The 15,076-nt window shown below is 66.1% G+C and carries 15 protein-coding genes; 10 read left to right on the top strand and 5 right to left on the bottom strand.

The window, feature by feature from the left end; translation table 11 throughout:
* Positions 1–46: 46 nt before the first annotated feature.
* Entirely contained in the window at positions 47–2,206 is a 2,160-nt protein-coding gene (locus NLM15_RS03790; RefSeq protein WP_254115346.1) for an EAL domain-containing protein, read from the bottom strand.
* 469 nt (positions 2,207–2,675) lie between these two features.
* On the opposite strand from NLM15_RS03790, the gene mepA reads away from it, so the two are divergent.
* Complete coding sequence (gene mepA, locus NLM15_RS03785) at positions 2,676–3,620, top strand: penicillin-insensitive murein endopeptidase (RefSeq protein ID WP_254115345.1); 945 nt, start codon at positions 2,676–2,678, stop codon at positions 3,618–3,620.
* Between the two features lie 117 nt (positions 3,621–3,737).
* Here mepA and NLM15_RS03780 read toward each other — a convergent pair whose 3' ends face one another.
* Positions 3,738–3,956: a hypothetical protein gene (locus NLM15_RS03780; protein WP_254115344.1), complete on the bottom strand. Its 219-nt coding sequence runs from the start codon at positions 3,954–3,956 to the stop codon at positions 3,738–3,740.
* On the opposite strand from NLM15_RS03780, the gene NLM15_RS03775 reads away from it, so the two are divergent.
* The 4 genes from NLM15_RS03775 to modC all read left to right on the top strand — a co-directional run bounded on the left by NLM15_RS03775 (position 3,955) and on the right by modC (position 6,842).
* Positions 3,955–4,458 (top strand): hypothetical protein, encoded by a 504-nt coding sequence (locus NLM15_RS03775; RefSeq protein ID WP_254115343.1) that lies wholly within the window; start codon positions 3,955–3,957, stop codon positions 4,456–4,458. The two genes, NLM15_RS03780 and NLM15_RS03775, sit on opposite strands and share 2 nt — an antisense overlap.
* 196 nt (positions 4,459–4,654) lie before the next feature.
* Positions 4,655–5,440: a molybdate ABC transporter substrate-binding protein gene (gene modA, locus NLM15_RS03770; RefSeq protein WP_254115342.1), complete on the top strand. Its 786-nt coding sequence runs from the start codon at positions 4,655–4,657 to the stop codon at positions 5,438–5,440.
* A gap of 41 nt (positions 5,441–5,481) precedes the next feature.
* Positions 5,482–6,177, top strand: a complete 696-nt coding sequence (gene modB, locus NLM15_RS03765; protein WP_254115341.1) for a molybdate ABC transporter permease subunit — start codon at positions 5,482–5,484, stop codon at positions 6,175–6,177.
* A gap of 2 nt (positions 6,178–6,179) precedes the next feature.
* Complete coding sequence (modC, locus tag NLM15_RS03760; RefSeq protein WP_254115340.1) at positions 6,180–6,842, top strand: molybdenum ABC transporter ATP-binding protein; 663 nt, start codon at positions 6,180–6,182, stop codon at positions 6,840–6,842.
* Between the two features lie 53 nt (positions 6,843–6,895).
* Here modC and NLM15_RS03755 read toward each other — a convergent pair whose 3' ends face one another.
* Together NLM15_RS03755 and NLM15_RS03750 are read right to left on the bottom strand one after the other, a co-directional pair.
* Entirely contained in the window at positions 6,896–7,156 is a 261-nt protein-coding gene (locus tag NLM15_RS03755) for a PepSY domain-containing protein (protein WP_254115339.1), read from the bottom strand.
* Positions 7,157–7,426: 270 nt separating this feature from the next.
* Positions 7,427–9,220, bottom strand: a complete 1,794-nt coding sequence (locus NLM15_RS03750; RefSeq protein WP_254115338.1) for a potassium/proton antiporter — start codon at positions 9,218–9,220, stop codon at positions 7,427–7,429.
* A 210-nt stretch (positions 9,221–9,430) separates the two neighbouring features.
* Between NLM15_RS03750 and NLM15_RS03745 the strand changes: the two genes are divergently transcribed.
* Positions 9,431–10,747 carry a mechanosensitive ion channel family protein gene (locus NLM15_RS03745; RefSeq protein ID WP_254115337.1) on the top strand — a complete coding sequence of 439 codons (1,317 nt, stop codon included), beginning with the start codon at positions 9,431–9,433 and terminating at the stop codon, positions 10,745–10,747.
* 119 nt (positions 10,748–10,866) lie between these two features.
* A complete protein-coding gene (map, locus tag NLM15_RS03740; protein WP_254115336.1) occupies positions 10,867–11,685 on the top strand; it encodes a type I methionyl aminopeptidase in 819 nt (272 codons plus the stop codon).
* Positions 11,686–11,699: 14 nt separating this feature from the next.
* On the opposite strand, the gene NLM15_RS03735 is transcribed toward map, so the two are convergent.
* Complete coding sequence (locus NLM15_RS03735; RefSeq protein ID WP_254115335.1) at positions 11,700–12,296, bottom strand: bifunctional transcriptional activator/DNA repair enzyme AdaA; 597 nt, start codon at positions 12,294–12,296, stop codon at positions 11,700–11,702.
* A gap of 131 nt (positions 12,297–12,427) precedes the next feature.
* Between NLM15_RS03735 and NLM15_RS03730 the strand changes: the two genes are divergently transcribed.
* The 3 genes from NLM15_RS03730 (at position 12,428) to radC (ending at position 15,058) form a co-directional block, all read left to right on the top strand.
* On the top strand, positions 12,428–13,372 hold the full coding sequence (locus NLM15_RS03730) for a DMT family transporter (protein WP_254115334.1): 945 nt from the start codon (positions 12,428–12,430) through the stop codon (positions 13,370–13,372).
* 79 nt (positions 13,373–13,451) lie between these two features.
* Positions 13,452–14,291, top strand: a complete 840-nt coding sequence (locus tag NLM15_RS03725) for an intradiol ring-cleavage dioxygenase (RefSeq protein ID WP_254115333.1) — start codon at positions 13,452–13,454, stop codon at positions 14,289–14,291.
* A gap of 53 nt (positions 14,292–14,344) precedes the next feature.
* Positions 14,345–15,058, top strand: coding sequence for a DNA repair protein RadC (radC, locus tag NLM15_RS03720; protein ID WP_254115332.1), 714 nt, complete (start codon positions 14,345–14,347; stop codon positions 15,056–15,058).
* Positions 15,059–15,076: the final 18 nt, after the last annotated feature.

Below are 15,076 nucleotides of genomic sequence, written 5' to 3'. Positions count from 1 at the left end.
AGACGCCGGCAGGCGGCTCGCGGTTCGAAGGTACCAGACGGCGGGATCACGCCACCAGTGCGGTGTCGCCGTCGATGCCGCGCTGCGCGGCCAGCAGGCTGATGATCTCGGCATTCGGGCGGGCCTTGCTGAACAGAAAGCCCTGACCCTCGTCGCAGCCTTCGGCGCGCAGGCAGCTCAGCTCGGCCTCGGTCTCGACGCCCTCGGCGGTGATGGTGACGCCAAGGCCTTTGCCGAGGCTGACGATCGAGCGGATGATCGCCTGCGCCTCGCGGTTGGCGCCGAGGTCGCGCACGAAGGACTGATCGATCTTGATCTTGTCGAAGGGGAAGCTGCGCAGATAGCTCAGGCTGGAATAGCCGGTGCCGAAATCGTCCATCGAGATGCGGACGCCGAGCGCGCGCAGCGCATGCAGTGTCGCCAGCACCTGCGCGCTCTTCTCCAGCAGCAGCGTCTCGGTGATCTCGAGCTCGAGCCGCCGCGCCGGCAGGCCGGAATGTTTCAGCGCGTCCGTGACCACCGAGAGCAGATTGCCGCTGCGGAACTGGAGCGGCGACAGGTTGACGGCGACGCGGACGTCGTCGGGCCAGGTCGCGGCGTCGAGGCAGGCGCGGCGCAGCATCAAGCCGCCGAGCGGATTGATCAATCCTGTTTCTTCGGCGACCGGAATGAACTCGGCCGGCGAGACCATGCCGCGCTCGGCATGCGGCCAGCGCACCAGCGCCTCGAAGCCGGTGATGCGGCCGCTCTGGAGGTCGATCAGCGGCTGATAGTACGGCCGCAGCACGTCGTTCTGGATCGCGTCGCGCAGCTCGACCTCGATCTTGCGGCGGCTCTGTGCCTTCGCATCGAGCGCGGCCTCGAAGAACGCGAAGGTGCCGCGGGCATCGGCCTTGGCGCGCGACAGCGCCATGTCGGCGTTCTTGAGCAGCTTTTCGGAATCATCGCCGTCGCCGGGCGCCATCGCGATGCCGATGGAGGCACCGATGACCACGGAATGGCCGTCGAGCAGATAGGGATCGGCGATGGCTTCCAGGAGGCGCTTGGCCAGCATCACCGCATCCTCGGGACGCGCCAGCCCGCTCTGCACGATCGCGAACTCGTCGGAATTGAGCCGCGCCAGCGCGTCGTCCTCGCGCAAGGTGGAGCGCAGCCGCTTGGCGACGCCGCGCAGCAGCTTGTCGCCGACCGCGTGTCCCAGCGTGTCGTTGACCGCCTTGAAATTGTCCAGCCCCAGCATCAGCAGCGCGACCTTGTCGGTGCTGCGACGCGTATGCTGGAGCATTTCGTCGACCTGCTGGCGCAGCAGATTGCGGTTGGGCAGGCCGGTCAGCCCGTCATGCTGGGCCATGAAGGCGAGCCGCGCCTCGGCGCGCTTGCGCTCGGTGATGTCCATCAGCGCGAGCAGCACCGCGGGCCGCTCGGCATAGGTCAGTTCGCGCGAATAGATCGCAAGGTCGATCAGCGCGCCGTCCGCCTTGACGTGCTTCCAGGTGCGCGCGGCCTGCTCCTCGCTGGAGCGGTCGGTGGTCCACGGCGGCTCGCTGTCGAAGGCCTGCAATGAGCGGATCTTCAGCTTCTCGAACTCGGCACGGCTGTAGCCGTAATGGGCGATCGCCGCATCGTTGACGCCGAGGATGCGCTCGTCGTCGAGCGCACAGACGATCATGGGGACGGGATTGCCGTCGAACAGCAGGCGGAACGAGGCCTCGCGCTGCTTCAACTCGGTGATGTCGACGCGCAGGCCGACCACGCCGCCATCGTCGGTGAGCCGCTCGTCGATCAGGACGACGCGGCCGTCCGACAGTGTCTGCTCGTGGCGTGCGCCGGGCTGATAGAGCTTTTGCAGCCGCTCGGCGATCCACTCGTCCTCGTGACCGGCAGCCTCGGGATAGTCGCCACGCGCGACGCCGATGCGCAACGTGTCCTCGAGCCGCGCGCCTTGCTCGAACAGATCGGCGGTCTTGCTGTAGATCTCGGCGTATTTCCTGTTCCAGAGCACGTAGCGGCCTTCGGCATCGAGAAACACGATGCCCTGCGGCAGGATGTCGATGGCCTGGCGCAGGCGCTCATGGGATTTGCGGGCCTCGGCAATCGCGGCCTCCGCCTCGGCGCGGCTGCGCAGCAGCTCGTCGCGTTCGGAAACGGGGTGAGACGCGCGCGCGAAGCGCGGCTTGCGCAGCTGCCGGCCGGCCCGGGCGAGCACGCGTCCCTTTCGCTTCGTTGTTTTTCGAGAGCCCAAACTCAACTTCACTCGTCCCAGTCGCGCGCAACGGCCGCAAGTTTTGGGGCAAGTGTCTGAAAAAAAAGTAATCTTGGCTGGTTCGACGGCCGGGCCCACGGTCTGGCGGCCGCAGGAAAGCAGCCTCTATTGCCCGTTTGCGAGGCGCGGCGGCGCCGGCGCGCGTACCAGACCCATCACGTCGTCGTCATCGGAGATCACGATGGCGCAGAATTGCGCGCGGCCTTGAATCGTTTCCGGGATCGCGCGCGATTGCATGCAGAGGGCAGCGAGTACCCATCCCACGCACGAATTTTGGTCAATGCACGAGAGGGTTATCGCGGCGTTAAAAATCGGCCGGCCCAGCGCGGGGAACTGCGACTTTTGGACGATGTTCTCAGGCGAAGGACTGTTTCTTAACCCCGGCGCGGCGTTGGGCTATAAGAATGACAGCATGAGTCCCCGCCGCCTCGCCCCTCTCCTGCTCGTCATGACGCTCCTGACCGCCGGCGACGCGCTGGCCCAGGACAAGGGCAGCGTCAACCCGAAGCCGCTGCCGCCGCTCGCCAATCCCAACGATCCCGCTCTCGGCGCCAAGGAGCTGTTCGCACGCAAGCTGCTGCCCTCGAAGGGAGCGGCGCATGTCATCGGCTCCTACACCAAGGGCTGCATCGGCGGCGCCATGCAGATGCCCCTCAACGGCGACAATTGGCAGGTGATGCGGCTGTCGCGCAATCGCAACTACGGTCATCCCGACATGATCGCGCTGATCAAGCGGCTCGCGGCCAGGGTGCACAGGGACGCCGGCTGGCCGGGCATTCTGGTCGGCGACATCGGCCAGCCGCGCGGCGGGCCGGCGCTGTCGGGTCATGCCAGCCATCAGATCGGTCTCGATGCCGACATCTGGCTGACGCCGATGCCGGACCGCCGCTTGTCGCGCGAGGAGCGCGAGGACATGTCGGCGGTGATGATGGTGCGCCAGGACCGGCTCGACATCGATCCGAAGGTGTTCACACCAGGCCATGTGCTGGTGCTGCGCGACGCGGCGCAGGAGCCGGGCGTGCAGCGCATCTTCGTCAATGCCGCGATCAAGAAGGCACTGTGCCGCGAGGCCAGGGGCGACCGCTCATGGCTGTCGAAGATCCGGCCATGGTGGGGCCACGACTATCACTTCCATATCCGCATGCGCTGCCCGGCAGGCGCCGCCGAATGCGAGGGCCAGCCGTCGCAGGCCGAGGACGAAGGCTGCAAACCCGCCGATCTCGCCTATTGGTTCTCCGACGCGGTGCTGCACCCGAAGCCGCCGCCGGAGCCGCCGAAGCCAAAGCCGCCGATGACGCTGGCGCAGATGCCGGCGGCCTGCAAGGTCGTGCTGCACGCAAGCGATGCGAAGCCATAGCGCGCGGTCGTCCCCGCCTAGTGCGCAATTGCGCACGGGGCGCGGGGACCCAGAACCCCAGGGAGTAGTTTGGCGCAAAAGGGTAACTCCGAGTCTTCGTCAAACTCCTCCCTGTGGTTATCGCGACGAGCGCAAGCGCTCGCGCGGGGGTCCCGGATCTGCGCTTCGCTTGTCCGGGATGACAAACTCGTTGGTTGGTTCGCGCCCCCCAAATGCGTTAGGATCGTCCCGCCGCTCGGCCGTCAGCCCGCGGTATTTTGGGATGCGCATCCCATGCTTCGACAGACCAAACGACACGCCCGCGCCCTTTGCGAGGCCAATGATGAGATCTGACATGCGCGTCTTCACCTTCCTCGCTGTGCTCATGCTCGGTGCGACCTCCGCTCTGGCTGCCGAGGAGCCGAGCGGCTGCGACAAGTTCAAATGGCCGATCGAGCGCGAGCGCGCCGCGCTGAAGGCGCCGGACCGCGCCAAGCTCGCGTCGGGAGCCGAGCAGGCCGCGCTGCCGTCGACGGCCATCACGCTGGGGCTGGTCGCGCCTGCCGATGCAAAACTGCCGACGCCGCCGGAGCGGGCGCCGAAGGACGGCACCTTTGCCGGCTTCACTGGCATCAAGGCGCCGAAGGCCGGGCTCTACACGATCAGCCTCTCTGCCGGCGCCTGGCTGGACGTGGTCCAGGACGGGCATTTCCTCAAGCCCGTGGCCTTCAGCGGCGCGACCGATTGCGACGGTATCCGCAAGACCATGAAATACGAGCTGTCAGGCCAGCCCGTCGTGCTCCAGGTCAGTGGCGCCAAGGACAATTCGCTGTCGATCGCGATCCTGCCGGCGCAATAAAGCTGCCCGGTTAGACATACAGTCGCCTTTGACCTGAGGCGCCAGCCTGCTATCTTCGCAGCTGCGATATCCCTGCCGGCCGTAAGCCGTCGCAGGGACCCCGTGGAACAGCGCTTCCGCCCGTCGCGACCTGACTTAACCCAACGCCAGATTTGCGTGTGCCTTTCGCGCGCGCGAGCTCGCACGGAGCGCATCCATGTATCGTATTGCCGGACTTTTCACCGCCTTCGTCATCCTCGCAGGCGCGAGCCTTTCGCCTGCCAGCGCCGAGGACAAGACCATCACCGTGTTCGCCGCCGCGTCGATGAAGAACGCGCTCGATGAGGTCGACGCCGCCTACACCGCCAAGACCGGCGTCAAGTTCAGCGTCTCCTATGCCGCAAGCTCGGTGCTCGCCAAACAGATCGAGCAAGGTGCGCCGGCCGACGTGTTCGTCTCCGCCGACACCGACTGGATGGACTACGCGATTGCCAAGAAGACCATCAACGAGCCTTCCAGAGTCAACCTGCTCGGCAACAGCATCGTGCTGATCGCGCCGAAAGACTCGAAGGTCGACAACGTCGCCATCGCGCAGGGCTTCGACCTCGCCAAGCTCGCCGGCGACGGCAAGATCGCGACCGGCGACGTCAAGTCCGTCCCCGTCGGCAAATACGCCAAGGCCGCGCTGGAGAAGCTCGGCGCATGGCAGGCGGCCGAGCCGAAATTCGCGATGGCCGAGAGCGTGCGCGCTGCGCTGACGCTGGTCGCCCGCGGCGAGGCCAATCTCGGCATCGTCTATTCGACCGACGCCAAGGTGGAGCCGGGCGTGAAGATCGTCGGCACCTTCCCCGCGGATTCGCATCCCGCGATCATTTATCCGGTCGCCGCGACCACCACCGCAAAGCCCGAGACCAACGACTATCTCGCCTTCCTGCGCTCGACGGCCGCCAAGACCATTCTGGAAAAATACGGCTTCAAGTTCCTGGTCAGCCCCACGACGTGATTTAGCGACCTGCATGATTACGACCTGATATCTCCAACTTGATGTTCGACATCTCTCCCGCCGAATGGACGGCGATCCTGCTCTCGCTCAGGGTCGCCGTCGTTGCCACGCTGGTCGCAACGCCGTTCGGCATTGCGCTGGCATGGCTGCTCGCCCGCAAGGATTTTTGGGGCAAGTCGGTGCTCGACGCGCTGGTGCATCTGCCGCTGGTGCTGCCGCCTGTCGTCACGGGCTATCTCCTGCTTCTCACCTTCGGCCGCCGCGGCCTCGTCGGTGGCTTCCTCGCCGACTATCTTGGCATCGTTTTCGCGTTCCGCTGGACCGGTGCCGCGCTCGCCTGCGGCCTGATGTCGTTTCCGCTGCTGGTGCGGCCGATACGGCTCTCGATCGAGGCGATCGACCGCCGGCTCGAGCAGGCCGCGGAGACGCTTGGCGCGGCGCCCTGGAAAATATTCTTCACGGTGACGCTGCCGCTGGCGCTGCCCGGCGTGCTCGCCGGCATGGTGCTGGGCTTTGCCAAGGCGATCGGCGAATTCGGCGCGACCATCACCTTCGTCTCCAACATTCCCGGCGAAACGCAGACCATCTCCTCGGCCATCTATTCGCTGATCCAGACGCCCGATGGCGACGCGGCCGCGGGACGACTCGTGATCGTCTCGATCGTGCTGGCGCTCGGCGCGTTGATTGCGGCAGAATGGTTCGCGCGCCGCGCGACCGCACGACTGCACGGGAACTGACCATGCTGCGCGTCGACGTCGAAAAGAAGCTCGGCGAGTTCTCGCTGTCTGCATCGTTCACGGGCGAGGGCCGTGTCATCGGCCTGTTCGGTGCCTCAGGCGCGGGCAAGAGCTCGCTGGTCAATATGATCGCGGGGCTGCTGCGGCCCGACCGCGGGACCATCGTCGTCGACGGTGAGACCGTCGACGATACCGCGGCCGGCATTCATGTGCCCACTTATCGCCGCCGCATCGGCTATGTGTTCCAGGACGCGCGACTGTTTCCCCATCTCAACGTCGCGCAGAATCTCGACTATGGAAGGCGGATGAACAGCCTTGCGCCCGATCCGGCCCAGCACAAGCGCATCATAGACCTGCTCGACATCGGCGCACTGCAGGGCCGCCGGCCCGGAAAACTCTCGGGCGGCGAACGCCAGCGCGTCGCGCTCGGCCGCGCGCTGCTGTCGAAGCCGCGCCTGCTGCTGCTCGACGAGCCGCTCGGCGCGCTCGACGAGGGCCGCAAGCTCGAGATCCTGCCCTACCTGGTGCGGCTGCGCGACGAAGCCAACGTGCCGATGGTCTATGTCAGCCATGACGTCGCCGAACTGCACCAGCTCGCGACGCAGATCGTGATGCTGAAGCAGGGGCGGGTGACGTCGTTCGGCGGCGTGAAGGTGTTGACGTAGGTCGAGGCGGATCGCGTTTCCTCGACCCGCCTCGCGCAAACTTGCAGCGCTAACTACCAGCCGCGATCGACATTGCGCACCTCGCCGGTGCGGGCATCCACATCGACTTCCATCCAGCGGCCGGCGCGGTCGCGGCCTTCGATCTGCCATTCGTCGCCGGCGAACTCGGTGTGCGAAATAGTCGTGACGCCGATATCGGCGGCGACATCGAGCGCGGCCTGCATCGAAAGCTGATCACCGCTGTCGTAGGCCAGCGCCGGCGTCGCCGTTCCAAGACCGATTGCGACGATGGCGGGCAAGATGAGGTTTCGCATGGAGTGCTCCTGTCAGATCCGTTGACCGTTACGCGGCTAAGAACTTGCAGCGCCGCGGAGCGTTCCGGATCCAGGGGTCACGAAGCCGCGCAAATCTTCGGCGGTTGCGGCGATTTGGTGGCGGTTATCTGGCGCCCGATGTTCCGTTCCCGCAGATTGCGATGTCGCTGTTGAGGCTGGACGCTTCAACAAACTCCGTCATTGCGAGCGCAGCGAAGCAATCCACGGTCGCTGGCAATCGGTCGGCTTTCGCCAGCACGACGGCCGAACCTAGACCCCCGCCACCGAGCTCCAGACGTCAGCCAGCTTGCGCCGCAGCGCCTGTCTGCGCGTCAGCGGCGGGGGCGTCTCGTCGTCTTCCGGCAGGCGCAGGCCGACGACGTTGACGCGGCCGCCGGAGATCGAGCGCGCGACCAGCACGATCTCGCCAAGCGCGAGCTCGGCGCCCTCTTTCGGCGCACGGTCGAGATGGACGTCGAAATAGTCGGCGAGGGTCAGCTTGCTCTCGTCCTCGCCGGCCCGCACGCCGTAGATCTCGGCGAGTTCGGCCAGCGTGTGCTCGCCGGAGACCATGAAGTCGCCGAGCAGGTGCGGATCAGGCGCCGAGCTCGGCTGCATGTCGACGAAGAAGCGGTCGAGCGCCTCGGCCTTTTCCGGCGGAGCCAGCAGATAGATGTAGTCGCCGGGCGCGATCGGATCGGCTTCCGTCGGGGTCAAGATGTTCTCGTTGCGGATGACCAGCGTCGGCTTGGACCATGACGGGATCAGACCGCGGCGGAAATACAGGCTCTTGGGCCGCACCGGATAGCCGACGAGCTGCTGCTCGAGCTGGCCGGGCAGATCGAGCTCGACACGGCGCGGACCACGCTCGGCGCGCGGCAGCGCGACGTGCAACTTGCGCGCGGCGGGCGCCAGCGTCCAGCCCTGCAGCAGCAGCGAGATGATGACGACGACGAAGGCGACATCGAAATAGAGATAGGCCTTCGACAGCCCGACCAGCATCGGGATCGACGCCAGGAAGATCGCGACCGCGCCGCGCAGGCCCGTCCAGGCGATGAAGATCTTCTCGCGCCAGTTGAAGCGGAACGGCGCCAGGCACACGAACACCGCGACCGGCCGCGCGACCAGCATCAGGACGAAAGCGACGGCGACCGCCGGCAACACGCTGGCGCCGAGCCGGGTCGGCGAAACCAGCAGGCCGAGCAACACGAACATCACGATCTGCGCCAGCCAGGTCGCCGCATCCAGGAAGGCCACCACCGAATTATGCGCGCGGGTCGGGCGGTTGCCGATGATGATACCGGCGAGATAGACCGCGAGGAATCCGGAGGCGTGCATGATCTGCGAGCCGCCGAAGATCACGAGCGCACCCGTGGTCACGAACGGCGCATGCAGGCCCTGCGGCAGCGCCACCTGGTTGAGCGCGACGACGACGAGACGCCCCCCGACCACGCCGACGGCGGCGCCCAGTACCGCCTCCTGGATGAACTCCATCGCCACGTGGCCCGCCGAGCTCGACCCCAGCGAGATGTACTCGACCAGCATCAGGGTGAGGAAGATCGCGAACGGATCGTTGGTGCCGGATTCGGCCTCCAGCGTCGCGCCGACGCGCGGGCGCAGGCGCAGGCCCTGGGTGTGCACCAGCAGGAACACCGCGGCGGCGTCGGTCGAGGCCACGACGGCACCGACCAGCAGCGATTCCGCCCAGTTGAGGTCGAGCGCGTATTTGGCGAAAGGCGCCGTGATCAGCGCGGTCAGCAGCACGCCGACGGTCGCGAGCACCACGGAGGGCGCGAGCACGGTGCGGATGCTGGCAAAGCGCGTCTTCAGGCCGCCGTCGAACAGGATCAGGGCGAGCGCCACCGAGCCGACCAGATAGGTGGTGCGGACGTCGTCGAACTGAAGCTGTCCGGGGCCGGAATCGCCCGCAAGCATGCCGATGGCAAGGAAGACGAGCAGCAAGGGCGCGCCGAAGCGCAGAGCAAGCAGGCTCGACAGGATACCGGCCATGACGAGGACGGCGCCGAGCAATATGGCGAGGCTGACAGAGTCGAGGGAAGCCATCCACCTTCCGGGTACAATTCGCTGGAATTGCATCCTTATCGTCGGCGGACTCCCACGCCAACCCATTTTCGTCCGCTCGCGGCAATCTGCCCGTATTTTGCGGCCTTAACGCACTTCACTTAGCGGTGTATCGATGGCCGGGCCGCTGCCTTTGTGGGATTCTGCGGCTCCCTCGAATCAATTCCGCCCGCCCGCTTCCCGACGAGACCGATGGACATGGACCTCAAAGATTTCATGGAGTTCGTGCAGACCACCGCACGCAGCGTCGGGGCGGAAATCTCCTCACCCTGGTTCTACCTGCAATTCGGCCTCATCCTGGCCGCGGCCGGCATCGCCTATGCCGCAGAGTCTGGTATTCGCAGGCGCGTCGACATGACGTCCCTGGCGCTGCGCTGGCCGCTGCCGCTCCGGCATTTCGCGCGGGTGATGGTCTCCAGCGCCTCGACGGCGGTGTTCACCCTGCTGGTGATCATCGAGCGCGTGGTGATGTATCACGCGACATGGCCGAGCCGCAGCTATCTGCTGATGGTCGCCGCCAAGCTGGGCCTCGCCTGGCTTGTGATCCGGCTCGTGACCTCGGTGCTGCGCAATGCCTTCATCGTCAGGCTGGTATCGATCACGGCTTGGTTTGTCGCCGCCCTTTCCATCCTCGGCCAGCTCGATGCGACGGTCGAGCTACTCGATTCCTTCGCCATCGTGCTCGGCGGCCTGCGGCTGACGCCGCTGCTGGTAATCAAGGCCGGTGCGCTCCTGCTCATCGCGCTGTGGCTCACCAACATCGCAAGCAATTTCGCCGAGAGCCGGATCAACGCGACCACCGACCTGACGCCGTCGGTGCAGGTGCTGCTGGTCAAGATCATCCGCATCGGGCTTCTGGCCATCGCCATCGTCATTGCGCTCGGCGCGGTCGGGATCGATCTCTCCGCGCTCGCGGTATTCTCCGGCGCGGTCGGCGTCGGCATCGGTATCGGCCTGCAGAAGATCGTCGCCAATTTCATCTCGGGCATCATCCTGCTCGCCGACAAGTCGGTGAAGCCCGGCGACCTCGTCACCATCGGCGACAATACCGGGCGCATCAGTGCGATGAAGACGCGCTATATTTCCGTCGCCGCCGGCGATGGCCGCGAATTCCTGGTGCCGAACGAGGATCTCGTGACGCAGAAGGTCGTCAACTGGACCTATACCGACAAGAACACGCTGGTGAAGATCGCCTTCGGGACCAATTACGACGCCGACCCGCGGCTGGTCTGCAAGCTCGCCGCCGAGACCGCCGCCGCCCATCCCCGCGCGCAGAAGGGCAAGCCGCCGAACAGCATTTTGACCGAGTTCGCGGAGGCCGGGATGAAGTTCTCGCTGACCTTCTGGATCGCGGACCCCGACGGCATGGATGGCGTCAAGAGCGACGTGATGCTGGCGCTGTGGGAGGCCTTCAAGCGCGAGGGCATCCGGGTTCCCTATCCCGTCCGCGAGATCCGCGTCCGCGGCGGCGCGCTGCCGGTGGAAACCACCGTAGAAGTCCCGAATTAGGCCCTGTTTCGGGTGCAAGAGCCACGCTTGGCTTGCATGAAGGCCCGCGATCATTAGATTATGGCCTGAAATCAATCCTTTCCGCCAATATCGAGCCCATTTCAGAAGATAGCGCCCGCATGAGCTACGTCGAAGCCTCCGATACCTCCCTGCGCAAGACCGGACAGATCAAGCTGCATGGGCCGGCCGCCTTTGCCGGCATGCGCAAGGCGGGCGCGTTGGTGGCGAAGTGCCTCGACGAGCTCACCGACATCGTCGCACCCGGCGTGCCGACCGAGCGCATCGACCAGTTCGTCCGCGACTTCGCCTTCAGCAACAATGCCTATCCGGCGACGCTGATGTATCGCGGCTATCGCTACTCGACCTGCACCTCGCTCAACCACGTGGTCTGCCACGGCATGCCCGGCGACCGTCCGCTGAAAGAGGGCGACATCGTCAATATCGACGTCACCTTCATCGTCGACGGCTGGTACGGCGATTCCAGCCGGATGTATGCGGTCGGCCCGATCGCGCGCAAGGCCGAGCGGCTGATCGAGGTGACGTATGAGGCGATGATGCGCGGCATCGCCGCCGTCAAACCCGGCGCCACCACCGGCGACATCGGCCACGCGATCCAGAGCTTTGTGGAGCCGCAGGCCATGAGCGTGGTGCGCGATTTCTGCGGCCATGGCCTCGGCCGCATGTTCCACGACGAGCCGAACATCATCCATATCGGCCGCCCGGGCGAAGGCGTTCAGCTCAAGCCCGGCATGTTCTTCACCATTGAGCCGATGATCAATCTCGGCAAGCCGCACGTCAAAATCCTCTCCGACGGCTGGACCGCCGTGACGCGCGACCGCTCGCTGTCGGCGCAGTTCGAGCACTCCGTCGGCGTCACCTCCACCGGCGTCGAGATCTTCACACTGTCGGAGCGGCACGGCGAGAAGCAGATCGGCTAACTCTGGCGCGTCGGCTATCGCCTGCGCCGGAATGACGACGGCGCCCTCTTGTAGGTCGCGGCAAAGGCGTCGTTGAATCTGCGAACGCTGCCGAAGCCCGCAGCAAACGCAATCTCCGCCAATGTCATGTCGCTCTGGTCGATCAGGCGCTTGGCTTCCTGCACACGGCGGGTCGCGGCGATCTCGCTCGGGCTCGCACCGGCGTGGCGCATGAACAGGCGGAGCAGATGGCGCGGCCCGACGCCGAGGGCTTCCGCAAGCTCCGTCATCGACGCCTGATTCAGAAAACCGTCATGGATCAGGCGCATCCCGCGCGCGACGGTGGTGGCCGTTCCCATCCAGGCCGGCGAACCCGGCGCGGTTTCCGGCCGGCAGCGCAGGCATGGACGAAAGCCGGCGCGCTCGGCGGCAGCGGCGGTCGCATAAAAAGTGACGTTCTCGGAGCGAGCGGGGCGCACCGGACAGACCGGCCGGCAATAGATGCGCGTCGAGCGGACGCCGGAGAAGAACAGCCCATCGAACGCGCGGGCGCGCGCGAGACGCGCCCGATCACAGGTCTCCCAATCGAGATGCGGTGGCAGCGTCTGCCGATGCGCCGGGCCTGTCGCCATGGCGAAATCATAGTTTCAACGCGGTCCGCCGAGTAGCTGAAATCGGACCTCGTCGGGTGATGAGGTCCGAATTCAGCCAGCCAGCGTCGCAGCTCCGCATCATGGTGCCGGCAGATCGCGGAGCAAATGGCATGAGCACACAGGCGCAACAAACGACATCAGAGCACACCGGTCTCGCATTCGAGATCGGGCTCCTGCTGCTTCTCTCGCTGATCTGGGGCGCTTCGTTCACGCTGATCAAGGTCGCGATCCCGACGATACCGCCCTTCACGATGGTCGCCGCGCGGGTGACGATCGCGGCCATTCTCCTGATCCTGATCGCGCTCGCGCAGGGACACGCCCTTCCCCGCCGAGGATCGGTATGGGCCGCTTTCGTCGTACAAGGGCTGTTGCAAAGCGCGCTGCCTTTCACCCTGATCAGTTGGGGCGAGGCGCACATCGCGAGTGGTCTGGCCGGCGTGCTCAACGCGACCCCGCCGATGTTCGTGCTCGCCATCGCATTGATGACCGGGCGCGGGCGACAGACCATCACCGGCCGGAAGATCATCGGCGTCGCTCTGGGGCTCGCCGGGGTTGCCGTGACCATGGGAGCCGAGGCGTTCTCGGGGATCGGCACGGCGGCTCCGCTCGCCCAGATCGCCGTGCTGTGCGCGAGCCTCAGCTACGCGCTTGCGCCGATATGGGGCCAGCGCTTCTCGGGCCTGCCCGCAATCGTCACGGCGGCCGGCGCGATGAGCTGCGCAGCAGTGCTGATGATCCCCACCGCAGCCGCCATCGAGCGGCCGTGGACACTCTCGCCACCGCCCGCCGCGGCGATCGCAGCGGTCATCACGCTCGCGATCGTCTGCACGGCGCTTGCGATGGTAATCTATTTCCGGCTGATCCACACGCTCGGCCCGCTCGGCACGACCAGCGGGAGCTATCTGCGCGCGGGCTTTGCCGTGGCGCTCGGCACGGCGTGGCTCGGCGAGCGCTTTACCTGGTCCAGCCTTGGCGGAATGGCGCTCATTCTCGTCGGCGTGGTGGCAGTCACGGTGCCCCTGCCGGCGCGACATGATCAGAAACCGCGGGGCTGATTGTCGCCATCTTCAAAGCCTGATCTTGCCATCCTGCTTGTCGATGACGATCTCTGATCGAACGAGCAGGAGTAAGCGGGTGAACAATTCCACGCGGCGCGGATTTCTGGGATTTGTGTCGGCCGGCACCGCCGGCCTGCTGCAAACCCGCGCGCAGGCAGCGCCAGCCAACGCCGCGGACAGCGAGCCGGCCTGCATCCTGACACCGCAGGCGGAGGAAGGGCCGTTCTATTCTGATCCGAAGCTCGTTCGGTCCGACATCACCGAAGGCAAGCCCGGCGTGCCGCTGACATTGCGGCTGCGCGTGATCGAGGCCGGCCCGTGCACGGCGATCAAGGGCGCGCGGATCGACATCTGGCATTGCGACGCGAAGGGGCTCTATTCGGCCTTCCCCGGCCAGAGCGATGCGCACAACATCGATGCGACCGGCAAGACGTTCTTGCGCGGCACGCAAGTCACCGACGAAGCCGGCTGGGTGACATTCAACACCATCTATCCCGGCTGGTATGACGGCCGCACCACGCATATCCATTTCAAGGTGTTCCTCGACGAGCGCACGGTGCTGACCGGGCAGACTTTCCTGCCCGACGCGCTGAACGAGTTCATCTACACCAACGTGCCCGATTACGGCGACCGCGCGCGGCAGCGCATGGTGATCAACGCCAACGACCACGTCATCGCGCGTTCCGATCCCGAGCATCGCACCTTCTGCGCGGTGAAGGAGGAGCGCGACCGCTACGTCGCGAGCTTGACGCTCGGCGTCGACCGCCGCGCGGAGGCAACCGTCGGGCGCGCCGGCCCGCCGCCGCCGGGCATCGGCGGTGGACCACCGCCGGGGCCGCCGCCCGCGGGCATGTTCGGCCGGCCGATCAAGGACCGGCTCGCCGCGCTGGTGCCGGGGCTGAAGCGCGGCCGCTGAGCAGCGCAATTGACGGTTGCAAAAACAGAGTTCCGCGGCAATGCTGGCGGCCGATGCCCGCCAAGCGAGACCAAGACAAGAGCAAGCCGGAGGAAGCGCCGCATTATCTCGGCCACCGCGAGCGGCTGCGCGAGCGCTTCTACAGCGCCGGCGCGGATGCGCTCAGCGACTACGAGCTATTGGAGATGGCGCTGTTCGCGGCGCTGCCGCGGCGCGACACCAAGCCGCTGGCGAAAGCGCTGATCAAGATCTTCGGCTCGTTCGCCGAGGTGGTCCATGCCCCCGTGGTGCGCCTGCGCGAGGTCGAGGGCATCGGGGAATCCGCGATCCATCAGCTCAAGCTGATCGCCGCCGCAACGCATCGCGTCGCCAAGGGTGAGGTGAACAGCCGCGACGCGCTGTCGTCCTGGAACGAGGTGATCGACTATTGCCGCTCCAGCATGGCGTTTGCCGACAAGGAGCAATTCCGCCTGCTCTTCCTCGACAAGCGCAACCAGCTCATCGCCGACGAGGTGCAGCAGACCGGCACCGTCGACCACACCCCGGTCTATCCGCGCGAGGTGATCAAGCGCGCGCTCGAGCTGTCGGCGACCGCGCTGATCCTGGTGCACAACCACCCCTCCGGCGATCCCTCGCCCTCGCAGGCCGACATCCAGATGACCAAGGCGATCATCGACATCGCAAAACCGCTCGGGATCTCCGTGCACGACCACATCATCGTCGGCAAGAGCGGCCATGCCAGCCTGCGCGGGATGCGGTTGATCTAGGGCTCCAAACCAAATGAC

This window comes from Bradyrhizobium sp. CCGB20, assembly GCF_024199855.1.
Classification (GTDB): Bacteria; Pseudomonadota; Alphaproteobacteria; order Rhizobiales; family Xanthobacteraceae; genus Bradyrhizobium.
Note: the sequence above shows the minus strand (reverse complement) of the source record. Positions and strands in the feature narration are given on the sequence as shown.